Here is a 26,510-nt window from a genome sequence, read left to right as displayed (position 1 = left end):
GGATGTTTATGACGACATCAGAGGCAGAAGCTGCTGATAAATCTGGCGGAACGTTTCGCGGCGCGGCGCATAGTGAGCAACACGCCCGGCATCCGGTCGATGGGCCTGTTCCAGCGGCAGCTGCGGCAGCAGATCTGAAAAAGCCGCCTCTTTATGCTGCGCCAGCTGCGCTAACCGGGCGGCCCCAAGCGCAGGCCCAACGTCGCCACCGGTACGGTAATCCAGCTGCTGGCCACTGATATCAGCCAGCATCTGCCGCCACCAGGCGCTGCGCGCGCCGCCGCCAATCAGAGTGATGCTCTCCGGCGTCACGCCGCAGGCATGCACCACATCCATCCCATCGGCTAATGCGTAACCCACCCCTTCCAGTACCGCACGCGCCAGTTCTGCCGGGCCGTGCTGATGCGTCAGGCCAAAAAAGACGCCTTTAGCATGAGGGTTGTTATGCGGCGTGCGCTCGCCGGAAAGATAGGGCAAAAACCAGATGGGATCGGCATTTTCACGCGCCGATTCCGCCGCCGCCAGCAGCGCAGGAACCGTGCCGAGGCCGGTCAGTTTTGCCGCCCAGTCGAGGCAGGAAGCGGCGCTCAACATCACCGACATCAAATGCCAGCGTCCCGGCAGGGCGTGGCAAAAGCTGTGTACAGCGCTTTCCGGTTTGCTGAGAAACCCGTTGCTGACGGCAAAATAGACCCCGGAGGTTCCCAGGGACAACATCGCCTGCCCGGCATCCGCCATGCCGACGCCTACCGCACCGGCAGCGTTATCGCCGCCGCCAGCGACCACCAGCGCCTGCGGCATATTCCACGCCTGGGCAATAGCGGGGCGCAGCGTTCCCGTCACTTCACAGCCTTCAAATAACGCCGGCATGTTATCGCGGCTCAGGCCGCAGGCGGCGAGCAGCTCATCGCTCCAGTCGCGTTTGGCCACATCCAGCCACATCGTCCCGGCGGCGTCCGACATATCGCTGGCAAATTCACCGGTCATGCGCAGGCGGAGATAATCTTTCGGTAACAGCACCTTATCCACCTGGCGGAAGATATCAGGCTCATGGTGCTGGACCCAGAGCAATTTTGGCGCCGTAAACCCCGGCATCATCAGGTTACCGGCAATTTGCCGCGAGCGGCTTACCGCTTTTTCCAGCTGGACACACTCGTCGCCGCTGCGGCCGTCATTCCACAAAATAGCCGGGCGCAGCACGCGTTGTTGTTTATCCAGCAACGTTGCGCCGTGCATCTGCCCGGCGATCCCCACCGCTTTTACATCGCGCAGCGCATGCTGTTCAGCCAACGCTTTCATTGCGCGGTCCGTCGCCTGCCACCAGTGCTCGGGGTCTTGCTCGGACCATAGCGGGTGTGGGCGCGATACGGTGAGGGGCGCAGTGTGCGAAGCCAGCACCTCACCTTGCTCATTGAGCAAAATGGCCTTGACGCCCGAGGTGCCCAAATCAATCCCGATGTACATACGGTCTCTCCTTAACAGTGCGCCACGGCTAACCGTGGCGCAAGAAAGCGTGCTCTCACTCATACCCGGCGGCGCCGGGTAGCCTTATTACTTATCAAAGAGATAATGGTTAACCAGGTTTTCCAGCTGCTCCTGATGGCCGCTCTGGTGCTGGGGAGCCAGATTATGCTGCGCCGCGTACTGTGCAATCTCCGTCAGCGTCATCTGCCCTTTCAGGATTTGCTGCCCCAGGTCGCCATTCCAGCCGGCATAGCGTTTCGCGACCCGCTTATCCAGCTCGCCCTCTTCGATCATACGGGCCGCCACTTTCAGCGACAGCGCCATCGTATCCATCGCCCCAATATGACCATAGAACAGATCGTATTTATCGGTGCTCTGACGACGAACTTTGGCATCAAAATTCAGGCCGCCGGTGGTAAAGCCACCTGCTTTAAGAATTTCATACATCACCAGAGCATTCTCTTCCACGCTGTTCGGGAACTGATCGGTATCCCAGCCCAACTGCGGGTCGCCGCGGTTGGCATCCACGGAGCCGAACAGACCCAGCGCAATGGCGGTCGCAATCTCATGGTGGAAAGAGTGTCCGGCCAGGGTCGCATGGTTCGCTTCGATATTCAGTTTGATCTCTTTTTCGAGACCAAACTGCTTGAGGAAACCATAGACGGTAGAGGCGTCATAATCGTACTGATGTTTGGTCGGCTCCTGCGGTTTTGGCTCAATCAGCAGCGTGCCCTGGAAACCGATTTTATGTTTGTGTTCCACCACCAGCTGCATAAAGCGGCCAATTTGCTCACGCTCCTGGCGCAGATCGGTATTGAGCAGGGTTTCGTAGCCTTCGCGGCCGCCCCACAGGACATAGTTTTCCCCGCCCAGTTTGTGTGTGGCATTCATGGCGGTCACTACCTGAGTCGCCGCCCAGCTGAAAACCTCCGGATCCGGATTGGTCGCCGCCCCTGCGCCGTAACGCGGGTTGGTAAAGCAGTTTGCCGTCCCCCACAGCAGCTTCACGCCGCTCTGTTCTTGCTTCGCCGCCAGTACGTCAACCATCCGGGCAAAATTGTCCAGATACTCCTTCAACGATGCCCCTTCCGGAGAGACATCCACATCATGGAAGCAGTAGTACGGCACATTCAGCTTATGGAAAAACTCAAAGGCGACATCGGCTTTACGTTTCGCCATTTCCAGCGCGTCGCCCGGCTGCTGCCACGGACGATTGAAGGAGCCCACGCCAAACATATCTGCCCCGTTCCAGCAGAAGGTGTGCCAGTAGCAGGCGGCAAACCGCAGATGCTCTTCCATGCGCTTGCCCAGCACCATCTCGTCCGGGTTATAGTGACGGAACGCGAGCGGGTTGGTGGTTTTTGGGCCTTCATAACGTACGCGATCGAGTTGATCGAAATAGGTTTGCATAATGAACTCCATATTCAGGGATGCGGCGGATAACAAGTCATAAGCCAATATAGAATTCATGTTTTGCTTTCCTCAATTACGTTATTTCACACCGCGATTGAGAGAATCCACAAACGTGCGCCAGATCGCACAACTGAATATTATCAACGGCCTCCCCACCTTCGTTTCAATGACATATCAATGATATAGCTATTTTATTTATTTTTAAAAACCAGATCGCGGTCATAAATCAGAAAACAAACTAAATTTCGTAATCCCAAAATAAGCACAGATAATTGCCAGTCTTCCTTTAGCTGTTAAGAATCTACTACGTATCAGGCCGTTTCTTTACCCCGTTCGTCTTATCCTGCACTTTACAAAAAAGGCTGATTATTATGAAGATAAAGAACCTTTGCCTCACGCTCTGTGCTTCGCTCCTGCTGACCAGTATGGCGGGGATGGCGAAAGAAGTTAAGATTGGTATGGCCATTGACGATCTCCGCCTTGAGCGCTGGCAGAAAGACCGTGATATATTTGTCAACAAAGCCGAATCATTAGGTGCCAAAGTATTTGTTCAGTCCGCCAATGGTAATGAAGAAACACAAATGTCGCAAATTGAAAATATGATAAACCGCGGCGTTGATGTTCTGGTTATTATTCCCTACAACGGTCAGGTCTTAAGCAATGTGATTAAAGAAGCCAAACAGGAAGGCATTAAAGTTCTGGCCTATGATCGCATGATCAACAACGCAGATATTGATTTCTATATTTCCTTTGATAATGAAAAAGTGGGCGAAATGCAGGCCCAAAGTCTGGTGGCTAAAACTCCTCAGGGAAATTACTTTCTGATGGGGGGTTCTCCGGTGGATAATAACGCCAAGCTGTTCCGTGCCGGACAAATGAAAGTCCTCAAGCCTTATATTGACGAAGGTAAAATTAAGATCGTTGGCGACCAGTGGGTTGACGGCTGGCTGCCGGAAAATGCATTAAAAATTATGGAGAACGCCCTCACCGCTAACAATAACAAAATCGACGCGGTTGTCGCTTCTAACGATGCCACCGCCGGCGGCGCGATTCAGGCATTAAGCGCGCAGGGTCTGGCGGGGAAAGTCGCCATTTCCGGCCAGGATGCCGACCTTGCTGGCGTCAAGCGCATTATTTCCGGCACGCAGACCATGACCGTCTATAAGCCGATTACCACCCTTGCCACTACCGCCGCGGAAATTGCCGTCGAGCTCGGCAATGATAAAGCGCCGCATGCTGATACCACGTTGAATAACGGACTTAAAGATGTCCCGTCCCGCCTGCTCACCCCGATCGAAGTGAATAAAGACAATATTGAACAGACGGTCATCAAAGACGGTTTCCACAAAAAGAGCGAATTATAACTCCTGACGCCCCTCGCCGGGGCGTCATTCTCGTCCAGCCGGATATCGCTTATGCGGAGCATCTATGTCCTGGTTACTAGAAATGAAAAATATCACCAAAACCTTCGGAACCGTGAAGGCGGTAGATAATATCAGCCTGCGACTTAACGCCGGGGAAGTGGTCTCACTTTGCGGCGAAAATGGTTCTGGTAAATCCACGCTCATGAAAGTCCTGTGCGGAATTTATCCGCACGGTAGCTATGACGGTGAGATTATTTTCGCCGGTGAAACGCTTAAGCCCAATCATATTCGCGACACCGAACGCAAGGGTATCGCTATTATTCACCAGGAGCTCGCGCTGGTTAAACACCTGAGCGTTCTGGAGAATATTTTTCTTGGTGCGGAAATCTCCCGCTATGGTCTCCTTGATTATGAAACCATGACTCTGCGCTGCCAGAAGCTGCTGGCGCAGGTGAATTTGACCATTTCACCCGATACCCGCGTCGGCGATCTCGGCCTTGGGCAGCAACAGCTGGTTGAAATTGCCAAAGCGCTCAATAAGCAGGTGCGTTTATTAATACTTGATGAACCCACCGCCTCATTAACCGAGCAAGAAACGGCCATTCTGCTGGATATCATTCGCGATCTGCAGGCCCACGGTATCGCCTGTATTTATATTTCCCACAAATTGAATGAGGTGAAAGCCATCTCTGACACCATTTGCGTCATTCGCGACGGCCAGCATATCGGCACCCGCGACGCCAGCGGCATGAATGAAGATGATGTGATAACCATGATGGTTGGCCGCGAACTCACCGCCCTTTACCCGAACGAGCCGCACGACTGCGGCGATGAAATTCTACGCGTCGAGCATTTAACCGCCTGGCATCCGGTCAACCGGCACATTAAGCGGGTCAACGATATCTCTTTTTCATTGCATCGCGGTGAAATCCTCGGCATTGCCGGGCTGGTCGGCGCCGGGCGTACCGAGGCCGTCCAGTGCCTGTTTGGTGTCTGGCCGGGGCGCTGGGAAGGGAAAGTGTTCATTGACGGTCAACCGGTGGCTATCCACCACTGCCAGCAGGCTATCGCCCACGGTATTGCCATGGTCCCTGAGGACCGCAAAAAAGACGGGATCGTGCCGGTAATGGCGGTGGGTAAGAACATCACTCTGGCGGCGTTAAGTCAGTTTACCGGCCGGCTAAGCAGCCTGGATGACGCCGGGGAGCAGCACTGCATCCAGCAATCCATCCAGCGGCTGAAAATCAAAACGTCATCGCCTGAGCTGGCCATTGGCCGCCTGAGCGGCGGCAATCAGCAGAAAGCGATTCTGGCCCGCTGTCTGTTGCTGAATCCGCGCATCCTGATTCTCGATGAACCCACTCGCGGCATCGATATCGGCGCGAAATACGAAATCTACAAATTGATTAATCAGCTGGTGCAGCAGGGGATCGCCGTCATCGTCATCTCATCAGAACTGCCGGAAGTTCTCGGGTTAAGCGATCGGGTGCTGGTGATGCATGAAGGCAAGCTGAAAGCCAATTTAGTCAATCATCATCTGACCCAGGAACAGGTGATGGAAGCCGCGTTGAGGAGCGAACACCATGTCGAAAAACACGTCGTCTGAGATAAAAATCATCCCGCCCGCCCCTGCCGGTGTGTCTGGATTCAAAGGGCTGAACCTACAGGTTTTCGTGATGATCGCCGCGATTGTGGTGATTATGCTGTTCTTCACCTGGGCCACCGAAGGAGCCTATTTAAGCGCGCGAAACATTTCTAACCTGCTGCGGCAGACGGCGATTACCGGCATCCTGGCGGTCGGGATGGTTTTCGTCATTATTTCCGCCGAGATCGATCTCTCCGTGGGCTCGATGATGGGGCTGCTCGGCGGCGCGGCGGCGATTTTTGACGTCTGGCTCGGCTGGCCGCTGCCGTTGACCATTGCGGTCACGCTGGTGATGGGGCTGGTACTCGGCGCCTGGAACGGCTGGTGGGTCGCCTACCGCAAAGTCCCGTCGTTTATCGTCACCCTCGCCGGGATGCTGGCGTTCCGCGGCATTCTGATCGGTATTACCAACGGCACCACCGTCTCTCCCACCAGCCCGGCCATGTCGCAAATTGGACAAAGCTATCTGCCTGACGGCCTCGGTTTCGGCATCGGCGTCATCGGCATGGCGGCCTTTATTGTCTGGCAATGGCGCGGTCGCCTGCGTCGTCAATCCCTGGGATTAACCACACCCGCGCCAACCTCGATGGTGGCACGCCAGAGCATTACTGCGGTTATCGTGCTCGGCGCCATCTGGCTATTAAACGATTATCGCGGCGTCCCCACGCCGGTTCTCATCCTGGCAGCTCTGCTGCTGGCGGGAATGTTTATGGCCACCCGAACAGCCTTTGGCCGGCGAATTTATGCCATTGGCGGTAACCTGGAAGCGGCACGCCTGTCCGGGATTAGCGTTGAACGCACCAAGCTGGCCGTTTTCGCCATCAACGGTCTGATGGTGGCCATCGCCGGTCTGATCCTCAGCTCGCGTCTGGGCGCCGGTTCGCCTTCAGCCGGTAACATTGCCGAGCTGGATGCTATCGCCGCCTGCGTCATCGGCGGCACCAGCCTCGCCGGCGGGGTAGGTAGCGTCGCCGGAGCCGTCATGGGGGCATTTATCATGTCGGCGCTGGATAATGGTATGAGCATGATGGACGTCGCCACCTTCTGGCAGTACATCGTCAAAGGCGCCATTTTACTGCTGGCAGTATGGATGGATTCGGCGACGAAGCGCAGAACATAAGCCAGCTAAAGGGAAGAATGCCCGAATTCTATGCGCTACCACCAGATTTACGCATAAGACGCTTGTCATTATTCGGGCATTGGCCGGTATTGTATGGCCAGAAAGAGAGACCAGGAAAAGAGACTATGTTTGCAAAGCGCCACCGTATTACGCTGCTATTCAATGCCAACAAAGCCTACGACCGGCAGGTGGTCGAGGGGGTAGGAGAATATTTACAGGCATCGCAACAGGAATGGGATATCTTCATTGAAGAGGATTTTCGGGCGCGTATTGAGAATATCAGGGAGTGGCTGGGCGACGGCGTGATTGCTGATTATGACGACCCGGAAATCGAAAGACTGCTGGCCGACGTCGAGGTCCCGATTGTCGGCGTCGGCGGCTCCTACCATCGCCCCGAATGCTATCCCCCGGTGCACTATATTGCGACGGATAACGCCGCGCTGGTCGAAAGCGCCTTCCTGCATCTGAAAGAAAAAGGCGTCCAGCGCTTCGCCTTTTACGGGCTACCCACCTCCAGCGGAAAACGCTGGGCTGTCGAGCGCGAACACGCGTTTTGCCAGCTGGTCGCGAAGGAGAAATATCGCGGCGTGGTTTATCAGGGACTTGAGACCGCACCGGAAAACTGGCAACACGCGCAGAACCGCCTCGCGGACTGGCTGCAAACGCTCCCTCCGCAAACCGGAATTATCGCCGTGACCGATGCCCGCGCCCGTCACGTGCTTCAGGCCTGCGAGCTGCTGCATATCCCGGTGCCGGAAAAGCTGTGCGTCATCGGTATTGATAATGAAGAGCTGACCCGCTACCTGTCACGCGTCGCGCTCTCCTCCGTCGCGCAGGGGACCCGGCAGATGGGTTACCAGGCGGCCAAGCTGCTGCATCGACTGCTGGATAAAGAGCCGCTGCCGCTGCAGCGCCGGCTGGTGCCGCCGATGCGCGTCGTTGAACGGCGCTCCACGGACTATCGCTCGCTCACCGACCCGTCGGTGATTCAGGCGATGCACTATATCCGCAATAACGCCTGCAAGGGCATCAAGGTCGAACAGGTGCTGGATGCCGTCGGCATCTCCCGCTCTAACCTCGAGAAGCGTTTCAAGGAGGAGGTCGGCGACACCATTCACTCCATCATTCACCGCGAGAAACTCGAAAAGGCCCGCAGCCTGCTGGTCTCCACCACGCTGTCGATTAATGAAATTTCGCAAATGTGCGGCTATCCATCGCTGCAATATTTCTATTCGGTATTTAAGAAAGAGTACGACGTGACGCCGAAGGAGTACCGGGATCGGCACAGTGAAGTGATGATGTAGAGCCAGTGAGATCGAAAAGAAAAATGCCCGGGGCTTACGCTCCGGGCATTCGCTATTACATATGGGCAGCAATCAGCCGCTGGTTGTCCTGATACATCGCGAAGAGATAGTTGTTGTAGCTCGACCCTTTCGTCGAATAACCCTTCAGCTTATGAATCATGGTGCTGGCTGTCACTTCCTGATCCGTTTTACGCAGCTGCGCGCGGGATTTACGGAAGGACTTGTATGCCGGATGGGTGTTCAGGTTCGTCACGTAAGCCTGTACAGACTCCTCCACGGAATCAAACTGGGAGTAGCCTTTCATCGCACCGCGGCAGTTTCCGCCGCCGCATTTCATACCAAACAGATTGTTGTTCATGCGCGCCAGTTTGGACGTACCCCAGCCGCTTTCCGCCGCTGCCATGGTCGCCACCATGCTGTTCGGAATGATGTCGACGCGCTCCATCAGCGTGTTCCATGGAATATGGCGGGTGTTGCCAGACCATTTCACTTTATAGCGTGCAGTAATATCCTTCAGGCGCGAGCGCTCTGTCGGTGACCAGCGCGAATCGTATTGCTTGGCAACAAGCCAGTTACGATCGGCGGTAATCACCTGATTTTGTTTAGTAATATAAGGCATTACTGTCCGGAGAAACGCTTTTTTCCTTGGGGTTCCGGAAGGGTATTTTCGCAAATCAGGAAGTGAACTACTCTTTACACTATTGCGAGAATACTCTTGTTTACTGCTTACCTTAACTTGACTACTTTTCTTTACTTGTGAGGCTTTATGACTCGTTGTTGCTGTGTGGGTTGTTGCCAACACACTACCTGAAAATATGCAGGTAAGTAACATGAGTATCGCAGCCCCATATCGTCGCATGGGAATCGATATCATTAGGTCTCCTGGTCGGATTTAATCATTCCAACACCTTGTTTTACGCAAAAAAACGTTAATTGAGTCGCGAATAGTATCAAAAATACCCAGTGAGAGCACTAACAGAAATAGTCCAATTCCTAAAAGCTGTCATCTGAAATCGGTTTCCGCGCCGTCATCAGGGGGCGAAAATGCTAGCGCCGTCTCATTTTTTGCCTGTTTTTTGACCTCTGTCACTCACCCCTTTTTGTCATCCCTGCAAAAGCGCAGGTGGGATGAGTTCATTATCCGGTTTGCCGGGCAAACTGAACAAAAAACCGCTCACAGGACTCCAGAATGAAACTCGCTGCGCTCGCGTCGCTCTTGTTGCCAGGAATGGCCTTCGCCGCCTGGACCACCGCCGATTTCCCGGCCTTTACCGAAGAGGGCACCGGCAGGTTTATCAGTCAAAACGAGGTGGCGAAGGGTACACGTCCGCTACAAATTAATTTTGACCAACAGTGCTGGCAGCCCGTCGGAGCCATCAAACTCAACCAGATGCTGTCCATGGAACCCTGCCGCGGCACCCCGGCACAATGGCGGGTCTTCCGCGAAGGTCGCTACACGCTTGAAGTGGATACCCGCTCCGGTACGCCGACGCTGATGCTTTCTCTGGAGGAAAAAGAGGCGGCGACAGCTTCCGCGCCGCAGCTGCGTCAGTGTCCAAAATGGGATGGTAAGCCGCTAACGCTGGATGTCAGCAAGACCTTTGCCGAGGGTAGCAAAGTCCGTGATTTCTACAGCGGCAATGTCGCCACGGTCAGCGCCGGGAAAATTACGCTGCAGCCGGCCCCCAACAGCAACGGTTTACTGCTCCTTGAGCGGGCAGACACCACCGCCGACGCCCCCTTCAACTGGCATAACGCCACGGTCTATTTCGTGCTGACCGACCGTTTCGTCAACGGCAACCCGGCTAACGACAACAGTTATGGGCGGCACAAAGACGGTATGCAGGAAATCGGCACCTTCCACGGCGGCGACCTGCAAGGGCTGACCAGCAAACTCGACTACCTGAAAGAGTTAGGCGTTAACGCGCTGTGGATAAGCTCGCCGCTGGAACAAATTCACGGCTGGGTCGGCGGCGGAACCAAGGGCGATTTCCCGCATTACGCCTATCACGGCTACTACGCCCAGGACTGGACAAAGCTGGATGCCAATATGGGTACCGAGGAGGATTTGCGTCGCCTTGTCGATGAGGCGCACAAGCGCGGTATCCGCATCCTGTTCGATGTGGTGATGAACCACACTGGCTATGCCACCCTCGCCGATATGCAGGAGTTCAAATTCGGCTCGCTGTATCTGCAGGGCGACGAGTTGAAAAAAACGCTCGGGGAACACTGGACCAACTGGAAACCCGGCCCGGGCCAGACCTGGCACAGCTTCAACGACTACATCAACTTCAGCGATAAAGCCGGCTGGGAAAAATGGTGGGGGAAAAAGTGGATTCGTACCGATATCGGCGACTACGACAACCCCGGCTTTGACGATCTGACCATGTCCCTGGCCTTCCTGCCGGATCTGAAAACCGAATCGACCACCCCTTCCGGGCTGCCGAATTTCTATCAACAAAAGCCTGATACGGCGGCAAAAGTGATTCCAGGCTATACGCCGCGCGATTATCTGACCCACTGGTTGAGTCAGTGGGTACGTGATTACGGCATTGACGGTTTCCGCGTCGATACCGCCAAACACGTCGAGCAGGCCGCCTGGCAACAGTTGAAAACCCAGGCCACTGCGGCGCTGGCGGAATGGAAAAAGGCCAATCCGGATAAAGCGCTGGATAACGCGCCGTTCTGGATGACCGGTGAAGCCTGGGGCCATGGGGTGATGCAGAGCGATTACTACCGCCACGGTTTTGATGCGATGATTAACTTCGACTACCAGGATCAGGCGGCGAAAGCATCAGGCTGTCTCTCCAGTATTGACCTGACCTGGCAGCAGATGGCGGATAAACTGCAGACGTTTAACGTTCTGAGCTATCTCTCATCCCACGACACGCGTCTGTTCCGCGAAGGCGGCAGCACCGCGGCAGAACTGCTGCTGCTCGCGCCAGGCGCGGTACAGCTCTTCTATGGCGATGAGTCCGCGCGGCCGTTCGGGCCTACCGGCTCAGATCCGCTGCAGGGGACACGTTCGGATATGAACTGGCAGGACGTCGAGGGTAAAGCCGCGCTCAGCGTCACCCACTGGCAGAAGCTCGGCCAGTTCCGCGCCCGCCACCCGGCAATCGGGATGGGCAAACAAACCACGCTCTCTATGCCGCAAGGTTACGGTTTCGTCCGTGAAAACGCCGATGACAAAGTCATGGTGGTATGGGCAGGCCAACGATAACCCCTTTTCTGATGGCTCTCCGGTCTCCCCGGGGAGCCTTTACAGAATAAAAAACTAATATCTATCGATAATCCAGCATAAAAATGAAATCTTCGACATTCCTGCCGATTTGCACCGCATCGAAGCTGGCGTTATGGTTACCCACTTTCCAGGAAGACCGATAGATTATCCGCAATGACATTTTCACTTTTCGGCGACAAATTCACCCGTCATTCAGGCATCACCCGCTTGATGGAAGACCTCAATGACGGCCTGCGCACTCCGGGCGCAATCATGCTGGGCGGCGGTAATCCCGCGCAGATCCCGGAAATGAACGAATACTTCCAGACCCTGCTGGCTGACATGCTCGCCAACGGCAAAGCCCTTGATGCGCTTTGTAATTACGACGGTCCGCAGGGAAAAAGCGAGCTTCTGACCGTGCTGGCGCAGATGCTGCGCGAAGAACTGGGCTGGGAGATTGAACCACAGAATATTGCGCTAACAAATGGCAGTCAGAGTGCATTTTTCTACTTGTTTAACCTCTTTGCCGGACGCCGTGCGGATGGCACCACCCGCAAAGTCCTGTTCCCGCTGACGCCGGAATATATCGGCTACGCCGACTCGGGTCTCGAAGAGGATCTGTTTGTCGCCACCCGCCCGAATATTGAGTTGCTGCCAGAAGGCCAGTTTAAATACCACGTCGATTTTGAACACCTGCAGGTCACGGAAGAGACGGGGATGATTTGCGTCTCTCGCCCGACCAACCCGACCGGTAACGTGATCACTGACGAAGAGCTGATCAAGCTGGATGCGCTGGCCCACCAACACGGCGTTCCGCTGGTGATTGATAACGCGTATGGCGTGCCTTTCCCGGGAATTATTTTCAGCGACGCCAGGCCGCTCTGGAACCCGAATATTGTACTGTGTATGAGCCTGTCCAAGCTGGGCCTGCCGGGCAGTCGCTGCGGGATCATCGTGGCCAATGAGAAAATCATTACCGCCATCAGCAACATGAACGGGATTATCAGCCTTGCGCCCGGCGGAATGGGTCCGGCGATGATGTGCGAAATGATCAAACGCCATGACCTGCTGCGCCTGTCAGAAACGGTCATCAAGCCGTTCTACTACCAGCGCGTACAGGAAACTATCGCCATTATTCGCCGCTATCTGCCGGAAGATCGCTGCCTGATTCATAAACCTGAAGGGGCGATTTTCCTCTGGCTGTGGTTTAAAGATCTGCCGATCTCCACCGAACTGCTGTACCAGCGGCTGAAAAAACGCGGCGTATTGATGGTGCCGGGCGACTACTTCTTCCCGGGGCTGGATAAACCCTGGCCGCACACGCACCAGTGCATGCGCATGAACTACGTACCGGACCCGGAGAAAATTGAAGCGGGCGTGAAGATTCTCGCCGAAGAGGTTGAGCGGGCCTGGGGCGAAGCGCACGCGTAACGCCTGCTCACAAAGCGTAACCCCGACCTCTTATGGCCTGCCGGACGGCGGGCCATATCGCCCGGCTAAGGCGTATTGGTGCCGCTATCCGGGCCTCTCGCACGCCTACATCGCCAACGCCATTCGCCGACGCCGCTGCGCGCTCAGTCGCTCCAGCTCCGCACCTTCCAGACAGCGCAACGCCTGAGTCGGGCACGCGGCAATACAGGCAGGTCCCTCCGCGCGATGGCGGCATAAATCGCATTTCAGCGCCTGCACGCCCTCCCCGGTCAACATGACGGTTATTGCGCCATAAGGGCAGGCGACCATGCAGCTTTTACAGCCGATACAGCGACGCTGGTCAACGTACCAGGCGGCATTTTCACGTTGAATGGCGTCAACCGGGCAGACATTTGCACAAGGTGCATCTTCACACTGGCGACACAGCGTGGCCGTCGACAGCTCGTCACTTTTCACCACCCGGATACGGGGCGCAAACTGCGGCGCAGAAACCGTGGTACAGCTTTGATCGTGCTGATGCGAGACCACGCAGGCCACTTCACAGGTCCGGCAGCCAATACATTTTTGTGCATCCGCGATGATAAAACGGTTCATCCGCTGCTCCATTGAGGATAAAAAAGCAGCGTGCCAGAAAACGCGGTCCCCGCGCCTTGATCCTGAATGGAATCAGCCCTTTTTTTACCTCTCGCCGGGGAATTTTAGTCATTTGCCTGAGTCTTCCTGCCGTAAGCAATGACGACGGGAAAAGATAGCGCGTATGGCAAAGACGCTTCCCGTCTGGGGGATGCCTCGCCTACGCCGAGTTAATATGCTCCTTACAGTAACGACGCTTCCACGCCGCCGGCGTCAGGCTGGTATGTTTACGGAAAATTTTGCGGAAATAGCCGACGTCATTGAAGCCGCATTTCATTGCCACTTCGGTCAGCGACAAGGAGTCGCTGATGAGCAACTTTTCCGCGGCCCTCACCCGTTGGCGGTGCAGCGCTTCAGTGAGCGTCAGCCGAAAAACATGACGATAAACGCGTCCCAGATAATCGGCGTTACAGTGCAGCTCTTTCGCTAAGGTTGAAGCGGAAACCGGTAAATGAAACCGGGTATGAATGATTTGCTGCGCTTTCCACGCCAGCGCATTCCCGGGACTATCCGTTGTCTGCTCGCTTGCGGCTGCCGAGATTTGTTGCAGAATGAGCAGCAGAATCAATTCCAGTGCCGTGCTACGGTGGATATTTTCCTGCTCACGCAAGAATTGCCTGAACAGAGAAATAATATACTGCGGCTCACTCACCCGGGAGTGCTGTGGGATAGACAGCGGCGCTTTGGGAGTCAAATCGCCCTCATCCGGCATCACTTCAAAATGCAACCAGTAGAATTTTAAATCCGCCGGGAACGGGTCAATACCGACATGTGAACGCTGCGGCCAAAGCAGTAAACTTTCTCCGGCATTCACCCTGAATATTTGATTTTCTTCGCGAATCGTTAATATCCCTTTTTCGACAAAAATGAGCTCCCAGGAAAGAAGCCGTCGCGCCGGATGGCTACCAATACCCCGGGAAATAAATAACCCGCCATTTTGTACTTTAATCGGAAGAGACATGGATAATTCAAGCATAGATATTCAATTTCTCGCTTTTTGCGCCACTTATAACTCTGTTTATATCTGATTATTAACGATAAAAGCGCATCATATCGGATCGAAATCACACTTTTACGATGAAGTCGGAATCGTCATCTTTTTATACTTTTCCCTTCCCTTGTTGGTACCTGTATTTCGTGCAGAATAAATACCGTACTTTGCAAATTACACAATAAAACCCGCGATTAAGTGGGTTATTTTCCGCATATCATCTCCGGGAGTTATTTATGACTTCGGCTCCGATTACGACCAACGATTTGGCACTGCGTGCACAAAACGAAAAATTATCCCTCCGTGAAAAAATAGGTTACGGACTGGGCGATGCCGGCGGGACGGTCATTACCTGCCTGATAATGAACTTTCTCACGTTTTTCTATACCGATGTTTTTGGGTTGACGCCCGCATTGGTCGGAACGCTGTTCCTCGCGCTGCGCGTTTTTGACGCCATTTCCGACCCGATCATGGGCGTTCTGGCCGACCGCACCCAAAGTCGCTGGGGACGTTTTCGTCCCTGGCAGCTGTGGATTGCCGTGCCGATCGGCATCATCGGCGTACTGACGTTTACCGTACCTGATGCCAGCATGGGGGTAAAAATCGCCTGGGCATTCGGCACCTATCTGCTGCTGTCGATGAGCTACACCGCGATTAACGTGCCGTACTGCGCGCTGATCAACACCATGACCACTCGCCATAGCGAGGTTATCTCGTGCCAGGCCTGGCGCTTTGTCCTGTGCGGCGTAGCGGGTTTTTTGGTCTCCGTCGGGCTGCCGTGGCTGGTAAAAGCGCTGGGTCAGGGAAATACCGCTCAGGGCTATCAGTATGGCGTTGGCGTACTCTGTGCCATTGCGGTGGTGATGTTCCTGTGCTGTTTCTTCTGGGTTCGCGAACGTGTCTCACTGGATGTGATGGGCAAATTTACCCTGCGCGAACATATTGCCGGGCTGCGCAGAAACGACCAGCTGCTGTTGATGCTGGTGATGTCATTCCTGCTGATCAATGTTTTTAATATCCGTGGCGGCGGCTACATGTACTTCATCACCTACGTCCTTGGCGGTTCAACTGGCTATACCTCCCTGTTTTTCACTATGGTGACCTTTGCCTCTATTTTCGGCGCCGTCATCATCAACCTGTTATCCCGCCGTTTTGATACCGTCACCCTCTACTACTACACCAACCTGGTGTTAGCGGCGCTTGCCGTCGTGATGTGGTTTTTACCCACCGGCCCGGCCTACCAGACCCTGTGGCTGGGAGTGATCCTCAGCAACGGTATTATTCTCGGCTTCACTTTGCCGCTGCACTTCTCGCTGATGGCCTTCTCCGATGACTACGGCGAATGGAAGACCGGCGTGCGCTCTTCCGGCATGAACTTCGCCTTTAACCTGTTCTTCATCAAGCTGGCATGGGCCTCCAGCGCCGGCATCATCAGCCTCGTGTTTATTTACGTGGCCTATCAGCCGGGCGCCGATAATCAGACGGCATCATCGCTGGCCGGTATCACCACAATGGAAACCCTGCTGCCCGCACTTTTCCATCTGCTGCTCGCCTTCGCGATCCGCGCCTGCAAACTCAATAATCCGATGATGGCGCGCATTGCCAGCGACCTGCGCACGCGCCACGTTCAGCCCTAAGGAGTCCGTCATGTCTGTTATGGAAGTCGATCTGCACAAACTGAAAATCACCGATCCATTCCTCGGTCAGTACCAGCAGCTGGTGCGCGATGTGGTGATCCCCTACCAGTGGGATGCGCTTAACGACCGCATCGACGAGGCCGATCCGAGCCATGCGATAGAAAACTTCCGTATCGCCGCCGGGCGTCAGCAAGGCGAATTTTACGGTATGGTTTTTCAGGACAGTGACGTGGCGAAATGGCTGGAAGCCGTCGCCTGGTCGCTGTGCCAGAAGCCAGATAGCGAGCTGGAAAAGACCGCTGATGAAGTGATTGAACTGGTGGCTGACGCCCAGTGTGAAGATGGCTACCTGAATACCTACTTCACGGTCAAAGCTCCAGCGCAACGCTGGACGAATCTCGCCGAGTGCCACGAGCTTTACTGTGCCGGGCACATGATTGAAGCTGGCGTCGCCTTCTTCCAGGCCACCGGCAAACGCCGCCTGCTGGAGGTGGTCTGTCGCCTGGCGGACCATATCGACAGCGTGTTTGGCCCCGGAGAACATCAGCTACACGGCTATCCCGGGCACCCGGAAATTGAGCTGGCATTGATGCGCCTGTATGACGTCACCCAGCAACCTCGCTACCTGGCGTTGACGAACTATTTCGTTGAGGAGCGCGGAACACAGCCGCATTTTTACGATATCGAATATGAAAAGCGCGGCAAAACCTCCTACTGGAATACCTACGGCCCGGCATGGATGGTGATGGATAAGCCCTATAGCCAGGCGCACCAACCGATCGCTGAACAGCCTGTCGCCATCGGTCATGCGGTGCGCTTTGTCTACCTGATGACCGGCGTTGCCCATCTCGCCCGTTTAAGCCAGGACGAGGGCAAGCGCCGGGACTGCCTGCGGCTGTGGCAGAACATGGCCCGGCGCCAGCTGTATATCACCGGCGGCATCGGTTCGCAGAGCAGCGGAGAGGCCTTCAGCAGCGACTACGACCTGCCAAACGATACGGTGTATGCCGAAAGCTGCGCCTCCATTGGCCTGATGATGTTTGCCCGCCGGATGCTGGAGATGGAAGCCGACAGTCAGTATGCCGACGTAATGGAGCGCGCGCTGTATAACACCGTGCTGGGCGGAATGGCGCTGGACGGTAAGCACTTTTTCTACGTCAATCCGCTGGAGGTCCACCCAAAATCATTGAAATTTAACCATATTTACGACCACGTGAAGCCCGTTCGTCAGCGCTGGTTCGGCTGCGCCTGCTGCCCGCCGAATATCGCCCGCGTACTCACGTCGCTGGGACACTACATCTACACGCCGCATGCAGAGGCGCTCTATATCAATCTGTATATCGGCAACCATGCAGAGATCCCGGTGGGCGATAAGACATTGCGGCTGTGCATCAGCGGCAACTATCCGTGGCAGGAGCAGGTAAAAATCACCATTGACTCCTCCATGCCGGTCAAGCATACCCTCGCGCTGCGCCTGCCAGACTGGTGCGATAACCCGCAGGTGACGCTGAACGGCGTGGCGGTTTCACGGGATGTCCGCAAAGGCTATCTGCACATCCACCATCGCTGGCAGGAAGGCGACACTCTGCTGCTAACGCTACCGATGCCGGTGCGCCGCGTCTACGGTAATCCGCTGGTGCGCCATCAGGCCGGCCAGGTCGCCGTACAGCGAGGTCCATTGGTCTATTGTCTGGAACAGGCGGACAACGGCGAACAGTTGCATAACCTGCAGCTGCCGCGAAACGCCCGGTTCAGCGCTTTTGCAGGAAAAGGTATGTTTGCGCATAAGGTGCTTCTTCAGGCGCCGGGTTATAAGCAAACGGCGGAGAATGCGCAAAGCCAGGCGCTGTGGAGTTATGACCACACGCCGGCCACGCGCCAGCCGCAGACCTTAACCTTTGTTCCGTGGTTTAGCTGGGCGAATCGCGGCGAAGGAGAAATGCGCATCTGGGTGAAAGAAACGGACGAATAAACGCGGGAGGTAGTGCCGCGCCCCGAGGGAGTTCAACCTAAACATCCGCGCCGGCGCTACGCTGACCGGGCAGCGCAGGCTGGCCCGGTCGCCTGAAAAGACTTAAAGAAACAAGGCTTTATCGCGCAGAATATGGTCATTACCACGACGGCGGGTAAAGCCAATCCGGTCGAAATATTCAAGAATTTGAATCGCCAGTTTACGCCCGACGTTCAGCGTATCGCGGAAATCTGCCGCGCAGGTTGAACCGCGTAGCTGATCCAACTCGCGGATCATTCTGGCAAAGGCCACGATCCGATCGTTGCGATAATAACGATCTTTGACGATCGCGGTAATCATGCCCTGCTGCGCCGCCTGACGCAGCACCGCGCGCATCAGCGCCTCTTCAACGCCCGCCTCTTTCGCCAGGTCGCGCACCCACCATGGCTCATCGGCAAACAGGTCGGCAACCCGTAGCCAGATGGCCTGCTGCTCCTCGGTAAAGCCCGCTTTGTGTTCCGGCAGATGCAACCATCCGTGATGGCTGTCGATAGTCCCACTGGCGCGCATCTGCTCAATCAGCAGCAGTACCAGCGCTTCGTCCTCCATCGGCAGCGCAATACGCCGCAGACGTTCGCGGCCCGGTCCAGGCTCGTCGCGATGCTGATCGTGATAGCGCGCCAGCGCATCAAGGAGTTTTGTCTGCCAGCGCGCCGCCAGCGCAGGGCTGAGCAGGTTATAACCGGCCTGCAGATAGCCGGCGTTGCGGGTCAGCGCCGCCAGGCCATTTTCGTTCAGCTGACGGGCCCAGGCAAATTCATCCAGACGTACCGCGTCGCGCTGCAGGTGCGTCTCCAGCGCCTGGGCATCATCCGCAGCCGCCGCTAGCGCATGGAGCCACTGCAGATATTCCGCTTTCCGTTTGCCGCGCCGCGGCGGATTTAGCGTCACCACGCGGGCACCCGCCAGGGTAACGCGGGCGGAGATATCGCGCAGCACCAGGCGGTCGTTATCTGCCAGCCACAGCGGAGTATCGAGTACCAGTTCGGCGAGATTCCCCTCCAGCAGCGAGACGCGTCCGGTAATATGGCTGGCGGCATGATGGATATGCAAAGACTGCCATTGCGTCAACGGCGTATGGCACTGTAGTTCAACAATCACCCGCCCGGACGCTTCGGGAGGCTGAACGGACAGCAGCCAGTCGCCGCGATTGAGCGCCTCTTTCTGCGCATCGCCGACAATGTTCAGCGCAATTCGCTGACCGGCCCGCGCCCGGTCGACCGGCTGGTTTTGCGCATGCAGCCCGCGCACGCGCATCGGCTTATCCACCCCGGTCAGCCATAGCGTATCGCCGACGTTGACCTCGCCGCTGAGCGCGGTGCCGGTCACCACCAGGCCCGCTCCTTTTACGGTGAAGGCGCGATCGATAGCCAGGCGAAAACGCTGATGCTGTGGGTGGGTGCGTTCAGGCAGCTGGCGCAGATGCGCGCGTAGCTCGTCGACCCCCCGGTTTTCCGTCGCCGCCGTGGCAAACAGCGTGGCGTGGGTAAAGCCAAATTCGGCCAGCACCGCGGCCACCTCGGCACGCACCTCGCTCACGCGCGCCCCATCAACGCGATCGGCCTTAGTCAACGCCACCGTCAGCGACGGCTTTCCCGTCAGCTGCAGGATGGCCAGATGCTCGCGGGTCTGCGCCATCACGCCATCATCGCAGGCCACCACCAGCAGCGCGTGGTCAATACCGCCCACCCCCGCCAGCATGTTAGACAAAAACTTTTCGTGGCCAGGCACATCGATAAACCCCAGCACGCGACCGTCGGGCTGTGGCCAGTAGGCGTACCCCAGATCGATCGTCATCCCGCGTGATTTCTCTTCCGGCAGACGGTCGGCATTAACGCCGGTGATCGCCTGCAGCAGCGTCGTTTTGCCGTGGTCAACATGTCCGGCAGTGGCAATAATCATTGTAATAACATCTCCATAAACCGGGGTTCATCTTCAAGACAGCGCAAGTCCAGCCACAGACGCCCATCGTAAATCCGTCCGATCACCGGGATCGTCAGCCCACGCCAACGGGCCGCCAGCGCCTCCAGCTGACTGCCTCGACCATCGCGCGGCGTAAAGGTCAGCGCCGCCCCAGGCAGACGGTCCACCGGTAGCGAACCGCTGCCAATTTGCGACTGACAGGGCTCCACCCGCACCTCAAACTGCGCGTAATGCGCGGCCAGCAATGGCTGCAGGCGCAGCGCCTGTGCCTGAATCGCCTCCGCCGTGCGGATCAGCAGGCGTAGCGTGGGCAGCCGATCGGCCAGCGTTTCCGGATGCAGATAGAGCCGCAGAGTGGCTTCCAGCGCGGCAAGGGTCATTTTATCCGCCCGCAGCGCGCGCTTAAGCGGGTGCTGCTGCAGACGGGCAATCATCGCCTTCTCACCAACGATAATCCCCGCCTGCGGGCCGCCCAGCAGCTTATCGCCGGAGAAGCTCACCAGACTGACGCCCGCCGCGATCATCTCCTGCGGCATCGGCTCTTTCGGCAGGCCATACTGGCTCAAATCAACCAGCGAACCGCTGCCCAAATCCGCCACCACCGGAATACCCGTTTCGCGGCCAATCATCGCCAGCTCGGCTTCATCGACGGCCGCCGTGAAGCCCTCGATGCTGTAATTGCTGGTATGGACCTTCATCAATAGCCCGGTATTGTCATTCACGGCCTGGCGATAATCTTTCGCATGGGTGCGGTTGGTGGTACCAACTTCATGCAGGATACAACCCGCCTGGCGCATCACATCGGGAATACGGAATGCTCCGCCGATCTCCACCAGCTCGCCGCGCGAGAGCACCACCTCTTTACCGCCGGCGGTGGCCGCCAGCATCAGCAGCACCGCCGCGGCGTTATTGTTGACGATACAGGCATCTTCTGCACCGGTGATGCGGCACAGCAGTTCCGCCAGCGCCCGATCGCGGTGGCCGCGTCCGGCATCATCCAGGCTGTACTCCAGCGTGACCGGCGCACGCATCGCCTGGGCGACGGCATCAACCGCCGTTTCTGCCTGGATTGCGCGCCCCAGGTTGGTATGCAGCACCGTGCCGGTGAGATTGAACACCGGGCGCAGCGCGCTTTGCAATGTTTGCGCCAGCCGTCGCCCGGTTTCCTGCGGCCAGTCATCGCACCAGCCCGGCAGCGCCTGCTGCTGACGAATGTATTCCCGCGCCTCCTCCAGCATCTGGCGCAGCAGCGTCACCACCTGAGCATGACCATAGCGGGCCAGCACAGCAGAAAAAGCGGGGTCGCGAAGCAAACGGTCGGTGGCCGGAAGCCGGGTGTAAAGCGCACGAATATCGGTAGTCATGAATGGACCTGGCGGTAAGTTATTTACCCCCCTCCCGACGGGAGAGGGAGTCAACAAATCAGCGGTGATTGTAACGTCTCCGGGGGGAAACTGTTACCTGCCTGGGTCAAGTCCTTGGCGGTTCGGTACGGGCAAAACTGGCGCGCTGAAAAAGCGCATCGACCAGCTTAATCAGCTGAGGCCGCGTCGCACACCAGCCGGGCGCAACCCGCCGAAAGTTTAGATAGGCAATCGCGCACGCCGCTGAAATCGTGGCCAGATTGACCTCATCGATACGCAGGCTGCCATCGGCAACATAGGCTTCCAGCGCATCGAGGCCCCGGGTCACTTTCTCCCGCTGGCGCAGCAGCTCGCTTTCTGACTGCTGCGCCGCCGGACGGCTCTTTTCACGCACCAGTGCCTGCGCCGCCTCCATTACGCCATCGGCCAGGGCCTCCAGCAGGCGCATTTTCAACGCCGCTTTCGGGTCCGATGGCACCATTGCCGGCGCCGCGCCGAGCTGATCGAGGTATTGCGCGATAATGGGAGAGTCATACCAGCATTCGCCGCCGTCGGTGACCAGCACCGGCACCTTGCCCAAGGGATTGTATTGGCCGACGCCGTTCTCGTCGTGGTAGGGAGATTCATTGACGAATGCGAAGGGGAGGTTTTTCTCCAGCAGAATGACGGAGATTTTACGTACAAAGGGACTGGTGTAGCTGCCGATCAGTTTCATTGCCTGCTCCTTTCGCCAACAAAAAGGTAAGTATGGTTCAGGCGCAGGCAAAAGGCAGGTCAGACTTAACGTCAGCCTGCCTTCATCGCAATTAATGATCCAGGTAGAGGTAGTGCATCCAGCTGGTCATGCGTAGCAAGACCTTTCTCATGACCGATACATGGCTGAAGTGGTCAGAATAGACCGCCACCTGGGCATAAATACCGTCCGGCAGCGAGTCGACATCCGCGTTGGGATCCAGCTCAATTGTCGCCAGGACGCCATCGGTTCCCGGTAAGACCGTCAGCGACTGCAATGCCCCTTGCGCCTGGTAAGATCCCCCCGGGACCACCGGAAGAATATTGGTCAGCTTGCCATGGAATACCTGGCCCGGCAGCGCGTTAAAGACCACTTCGGCATCATCGCCTGGCTTCAGTCGCAGCAGCGAGTTTTGGCGGAACTGGGCAACAATCTGCCGTTTTTGTTCCGGGATAAAGACCATCACCGGGCGCAGCGGCAGCGCTGCCGCATAGGTGCCGGGACGGATCAGCACCTGGGTAACATAGCCGTTGCTTGGCGCGCGAATCACGGTCTGGTCGAGGTTATATTTCGCCTCCGTCAACTGCGCGCGCAGACTGACAACCTGCGACTGCTCACCCCCCACCATGCTGTCCAGTTGACTCTGTATCTGCGCCTGCTCGGCAACGGATGCTTTCACTAACGCATCCTGCGCCAGATAGTTTTGCCGGGCGTTATCGATATCGCTTTCAGAGAACGGGTTGACCCGCGCCTGGCTGCCTTTCAGATAGCGCTGGTAGTCCTTGTAGAGCCGATCGCGCTCGGCGGAAACACGTACCGTGTTGGCCTGCGCTTCTGAAAGCTGCGCCTTCAGAGTGTTGATGCTGTGCAGCGCGGTCACCAGATCGGCCTGCAGTCTGTCCACCCGGGCCTGATAACGCACGGGATCAATCGTAAACAGGACATCACCCTTATTAACACGTTGATTCGTTTTATCCGTCACGGTACTGACGATACCGGTCACCTGCGGCGTAATGGGAATAGAAATAACCGCCTTTTGTGCGGTAAATGTATAAGGATGATTATAGTTCATTAATAAAATAAGGGCGCTGACGAGAAATATGCCGCCTAATGCCGCCGTGGCTAAAGTCCACTGGTTAACCGGAATGCGAAATATCTTAAAAACCGCCCATGCAATCGCTACATAGGTCAATACAATTAACAGATCCATGATTAGCGCTCCGGGGTCTCTTTATCTGCGGATGATGGCACCGCACCCAGTCTTTTTTCCAACTCGGCAACGCGTTGTGAAAGCCTTTCGATATCGGGATCGCGTTCAGCTGGAGGAATATGAGATTTCATTCCCCACCCGCGCTCAGGTTGATAGAGCGTGGCCCAAATCCACAGGAATGGCCAGATAACATGCAGCGTAAACAGGCTCACCCACCCGGCGGTATGGATGGCATCAGCATGGGGATGATTACGTTTTTTGGCCATTAAATAGGGAATATCATGAATTGCAATGATTCCATAAAAGAGAACCAGAAAAACGAAGATCAATACACCCAACGCAAAATAGTTGAGAAACATATGTGCCTCACTAAACACGACGACAGCTCATCAATAATATAAAATGGTAAGCAACCAAATTAATTAATGAAATTTAAGTAAAAGAAAAATACGCTTATAATTTAAGGCCGAGGAGTATTGTTTTTAGTTATTCTCCTTGCAAGTTTTTAAGCGTGACAAAATATATCCTGAAGAACGATATACTTATCTTTACAACTTGAGCTTAAGCCACATGCTGACTTTTTTCCATACGGCGCGCCGATGATGTTTTTTCATTGTGAAGTCTGTGGACCAACGCCAGCCGCAAAGCGAGGGAGCAGAGTTTGCCGGCGATCACATCTGCAAAATTCAACGAATTATTTTTTGTGAACATGATCACAATATAGAGACAAACCAAAAACAATATTATGTGATGTAATTCACATTAATTGCCCTAATCAGGCTAATTTTGACCCATTGTGTTTTTTTTGCACACCAATTTTGTGATGCACATCACTACGAATAGCTGTCAGACACCTATATTCATGTGATCAGAATCACACAAAAACCCACCGACTGGACAGTTTAACCATTCAGTGCCAGATTCGCTTTATCAATCAGGGTCCGGCGACCTCTGCCGCCATATTCACAACAAGCCTCAGGCTTTTAGCCTACGCGATAAGCAAAACAGAAGAAGGGGTGTTTTATGTCATCCGATATCAAGATCAAGGTGCAAAGCTTTGGTCGTTTCCTCAGCAATATGGTGATGCCAAACATCGGCGCGTTTATCGCGTGGGGTATCATCACCGCATTATTCATACCGACAGGGTGGTTACCGAACGAGACGCTGGCGAAGTTAGTCGGCCCGATGATCACCTACCTGCTGCCGCTGCTTATCGGCTATACCGGCGGTAAATTAATTGGCGGTGAGCGTGGCGGCGTCGTCGGTGCCATCACCACAATGGGCGTCATCGTCGGCGCGGACATGCCGATGTTCCTCGGCGCCATGATCGCAGGTCCGCTGGGCGGCTGGGCGATTAAACATTTTGATGGCTGGGTAGACGGTAAGATTAAGTCCGGTTTCGAGATGCTGGTGAACAACTTCTCCGCCGGTATTATCGGGATGATCCTCGCGATTCTGGCATTCCTCGGCATTGGCCCGGCGGTTGAAGTCCTGTCCAAAATTCTGGCGGCGGGCGTTAACTTCATGGTTGTCCATGACATGCTGCCGCTGGCATCTATCTTCGTTGAACCGGCGAAAATCCTGTTCCTGAACAACGCTATCAACCACGGTATCTTCTCGCCGCTGGGTATTCAGCAGTCTCATGAGCTGGGCAAATCAATCTTCTTCCTGATTGAAGCCAACCCGGGTCCGGGGATGGGCGTGCTGCTGGCATACATGTTCTTTGGTCGCGGTAATGCGAAGCAGTCTGCAGGCGGTGCCGCAATCATCCACTTCCTGGGCGGTATCCACGAAATCTACTTCCCGTATGTGCTGATGAATCCGCGTCTGATCCTTGCCGTTATTCTCGGCGGTATGACCGGCGTGTTCACTCTGACTATCCTCAACGGCGGTCTGGTTTCTCCTGCTTCCCCGGGTTCTATTCTTGCGGTGCTGGCGATGACGCCGAAAGGCGCGTACTTCGCTAACATCGCGGCAATTATTGCGGCAATGGCCGTCTCCTTTGTGGTCTCCGCCATTCTGCTGAAAACCAGCAAAGTGAAAGAGGAAGATGATATCGATGCGGCGACTCGTCGCATGCAGGATATGAAAGCCGAATCTAAAGGCGCGGCTACCCCGCTGTCTGCAGGTACCGTAGCTAACGACCTGAGCCACGTGCGCAAAATCATCGTCGCCTGCGATGCCGGCATGGGTTCCAGCGCCATGGGTGCCGGGGTGCTGCGTAAAAAAGTGCAGGATGCGGGGCTGAGCAATATCTCCGTCACCAACTGCGCGATTAACAATCTGCCGCCGGATGTCGACCTGGTGATTACCCACCGCGATCTGACCGAGCGTGCGATGCGCCAGGTGCCGCAGGCCCAGCACATTTCGCTGACCAACTTCCTCGACAGCGGCCTGTACACCAGCCTGACCGAGCGTCTGGTTGCGGCGCAGCGCCATACTGACAACGAAGAGAAAGTCCGCGGCAGTCTGAAAGACAGCTTCGATACCGCCGACACAAATCTGTTCAAGCTTGGCGCAGAGAATATCTTCCTCGGTCGCAAAGCGGCGACGAAAGAAGAAGCGATCCGCTTTGCGGGCGAGCAGCTGGTGAAAGGCGGCTACGTTGAGCCGGAATATGTGCAGGCGATGCTGGATCGTGAAAAACTGACCTCCACCTATCTGGGCGAGTCCATCGCGGTACCACACGGCACGATTGAAGCTAAAGACCGCGTCCTGAAGACCGGCGTGGTGTTCTGCCAGTATCCGGAAGGGGTACGCTTTGGCGAAGACGAAGATGACGTAGCCCGTCTGGTTATCGGTATCGCGGCACGCAATAACGAGCACATTCATGTGATTACCAGCCTGACTAACGCGCTGGATGATGAGTCGGTGATTGAGCGCCTGACCCACACCACCAGCGTTGAGGAAGTGCTGGCGCTGCTGAAAGGCAACAAAGCGTAAACGGTCCCGGCCACGCCGGGAGACGAATCCCTCTCTCTCTGACTGGAGAGAGAGGGTTCGGGTGAGGGGCAGGCCTCACCCGAACCCTCTCAGGTAAAAAC

The 26,510-nt window shown here is 56.0% G+C and carries 19 protein-coding genes; 9 read left to right on the top strand and 10 right to left on the bottom strand.

Annotated features, from left to right (window positions below; translation table 11 throughout):
- Positions 1 to 6 precede the first annotated feature (6 nt).
- Both xylB and xylA read right to left on the bottom strand, forming a co-directional pair.
- Positions 7 to 1,464 carry a xylulokinase gene (xylB, locus tag GRPL_RS20180; protein WP_032690306.1) on the bottom strand — a complete coding sequence of 486 codons (1,458 nt, stop codon included), beginning with the start codon at positions 1,462 to 1,464 and terminating at the stop codon, positions 7 to 9.
- 87 nt (positions 1,465 to 1,551) lie between these two features.
- Positions 1,552 to 2,874, bottom strand: coding sequence for a xylose isomerase (xylA, locus tag GRPL_RS20185; RefSeq protein ID WP_032690496.1), 1,323 nt, complete (start codon positions 2,872 to 2,874; stop codon positions 1,552 to 1,554).
- A 374-nt stretch (positions 2,875 to 3,248) separates the two neighbouring features.
- Here xylA and xylF point away from each other — a divergent pair, with 374 nt between their 5' ends.
- From xylF to xylR, 4 genes are all read left to right on the top strand, one after another.
- Positions 3,249 to 4,241 (top strand): D-xylose ABC transporter substrate-binding protein, encoded by a 993-nt coding sequence (xylF, locus tag GRPL_RS20190; protein WP_032696987.1) that lies wholly within the window; start codon positions 3,249 to 3,251, stop codon positions 4,239 to 4,241.
- 64 nt (positions 4,242 to 4,305) lie between these two features.
- Positions 4,306 to 5,847 (top strand): xylose ABC transporter ATP-binding protein, encoded by a 1,542-nt coding sequence (locus GRPL_RS20195; protein ID WP_032690304.1) that lies wholly within the window; start codon positions 4,306 to 4,308, stop codon positions 5,845 to 5,847.
- Positions 5,825 to 7,006 (top strand): xylose ABC transporter permease XylH, encoded by a 1,182-nt coding sequence (gene xylH, locus GRPL_RS20200; protein WP_032698570.1) that lies wholly within the window; start codon positions 5,825 to 5,827, stop codon positions 7,004 to 7,006. The genes GRPL_RS20195 and xylH overlap by 23 nt, the downstream gene beginning before the upstream one ends.
- 125 nt (positions 7,007 to 7,131) lie before the next feature.
- Positions 7,132 to 8,310 carry a D-xylose utilization transcriptional activator XylR gene (xylR, locus tag GRPL_RS20205; RefSeq protein WP_004868824.1) on the top strand — a complete coding sequence of 393 codons (1,179 nt, stop codon included), beginning with the start codon at positions 7,132 to 7,134 and terminating at the stop codon, positions 8,308 to 8,310.
- 55 nt (positions 8,311 to 8,365) lie between these two features.
- Here xylR and GRPL_RS20210 read toward each other — a convergent pair whose 3' ends face one another.
- Positions 8,366 to 9,184, bottom strand: a complete 819-nt coding sequence (locus GRPL_RS20210; RefSeq protein WP_072000061.1) for a protein bax — start codon at positions 9,182 to 9,184, stop codon at positions 8,366 to 8,368.
- A 315-nt stretch (positions 9,185 to 9,499) separates the two neighbouring features.
- Here GRPL_RS20210 and GRPL_RS20215 point away from each other — a divergent pair, with 315 nt between their 5' ends.
- Complete coding sequence (locus tag GRPL_RS20215; protein ID WP_032690301.1) at positions 9,500 to 11,533, top strand: alpha-amylase; 2,034 nt, start codon at positions 9,500 to 9,502, stop codon at positions 11,531 to 11,533.
- A 174-nt stretch (positions 11,534 to 11,707) separates the two neighbouring features.
- Positions 11,708 to 12,964 (top strand): valine--pyruvate transaminase, encoded by a 1,257-nt coding sequence (gene avtA, locus GRPL_RS20220; RefSeq protein ID WP_032698568.1) that lies wholly within the window; start codon positions 11,708 to 11,710, stop codon positions 12,962 to 12,964.
- Between the two features lie 105 nt (positions 12,965 to 13,069).
- Here avtA and GRPL_RS20225 read toward each other — a convergent pair whose 3' ends face one another.
- Together GRPL_RS20225 and GRPL_RS20230 are read right to left on the bottom strand one after the other, a co-directional pair.
- Positions 13,070 to 13,558: a 4Fe-4S binding protein gene (locus tag GRPL_RS20225; RefSeq protein ID WP_032690299.1), complete on the bottom strand. Its 489-nt coding sequence runs from the start codon at positions 13,556 to 13,558 to the stop codon at positions 13,070 to 13,072.
- A gap of 199 nt (positions 13,559 to 13,757) precedes the next feature.
- Positions 13,758 to 14,573, bottom strand: a complete 816-nt coding sequence (locus tag GRPL_RS20230; RefSeq protein WP_032696991.1) for an AraC family transcriptional regulator — start codon at positions 14,571 to 14,573, stop codon at positions 13,758 to 13,760.
- Between the two features lie 251 nt (positions 14,574 to 14,824).
- On the opposite strand from GRPL_RS20230, the gene GRPL_RS20235 reads away from it, so the two are divergent.
- Positions 14,825 to 16,225, top strand: a complete 1,401-nt coding sequence (locus tag GRPL_RS20235) for an MFS transporter (protein WP_032698566.1) — start codon at positions 14,825 to 14,827, stop codon at positions 16,223 to 16,225.
- A gap of 10 nt (positions 16,226 to 16,235) precedes the next feature.
- Positions 16,236 to 18,197, top strand: coding sequence for a glycoside hydrolase family 127 protein (locus GRPL_RS20240; protein ID WP_032698565.1), 1,962 nt, complete (start codon positions 16,236 to 16,238; stop codon positions 18,195 to 18,197).
- A gap of 102 nt (positions 18,198 to 18,299) precedes the next feature.
- Here the strand turns inward: GRPL_RS20240 and selB are convergent, their stop codons facing one another.
- The 5 genes from selB to GRPL_RS20265 all read right to left on the bottom strand — a co-directional run bounded on the left by selB (position 18,300) and on the right by GRPL_RS20265 (position 23,825).
- Positions 18,300 to 20,138 carry a selenocysteine-specific translation elongation factor gene (gene selB, locus GRPL_RS20245; RefSeq protein ID WP_032698564.1) on the bottom strand — a complete coding sequence of 613 codons (1,839 nt, stop codon included), beginning with the start codon at positions 20,136 to 20,138 and terminating at the stop codon, positions 18,300 to 18,302.
- On the bottom strand, positions 20,135 to 21,523 hold the full coding sequence (gene selA / locus GRPL_RS20250; RefSeq protein WP_032698563.1) for an L-seryl-tRNA(Sec) selenium transferase: 1,389 nt from the start codon (positions 21,521 to 21,523) through the stop codon (positions 20,135 to 20,137). The genes selB and selA overlap by 4 nt, the downstream gene beginning before the upstream one ends.
- Before the next feature lie 106 nt (positions 21,524 to 21,629).
- The gene (locus tag GRPL_RS20255) at positions 21,630 to 22,238 is read right to left on the bottom strand and encodes a glutathione S-transferase (RefSeq protein ID WP_032698562.1); all 609 of its coding nucleotides are present in this window, start codon (positions 22,236 to 22,238) and stop codon (positions 21,630 to 21,632) included.
- 91 nt (positions 22,239 to 22,329) lie between these two features.
- A complete protein-coding gene (locus GRPL_RS20260; RefSeq protein WP_032698560.1) occupies positions 22,330 to 23,466 on the bottom strand; it encodes an HlyD family secretion protein in 1,137 nt (378 codons plus the stop codon).
- A gap of 2 nt (positions 23,467 to 23,468) precedes the next feature.
- Entirely contained in the window at positions 23,469 to 23,825 is a 357-nt protein-coding gene (locus GRPL_RS20265) for a DUF3302 domain-containing protein (protein WP_032696998.1), read from the bottom strand.
- Positions 23,826 to 24,489: 664 nt separating this feature from the next.
- On the opposite strand from GRPL_RS20265, the gene mtlA reads away from it, so the two are divergent.
- Complete coding sequence (gene mtlA / locus GRPL_RS20270; RefSeq protein ID WP_032690291.1) at positions 24,490 to 26,409, top strand: PTS mannitol transporter subunit IICBA; 1,920 nt, start codon at positions 24,490 to 24,492, stop codon at positions 26,407 to 26,409.
- Positions 26,410 to 26,510 lie beyond the last annotated feature (101 nt).

It is taken from the genome of Klebsiella planticola ATCC 33531 (genome assembly GCF_000735435.1).
In the GTDB taxonomy this organism is placed as follows: domain Bacteria; phylum Pseudomonadota; class Gammaproteobacteria; order Enterobacterales; family Enterobacteriaceae; genus Klebsiella; species Klebsiella planticola.
Note: the sequence above shows the minus strand (reverse complement) of the source record. Positions and strands in the feature narration are given on the sequence as shown.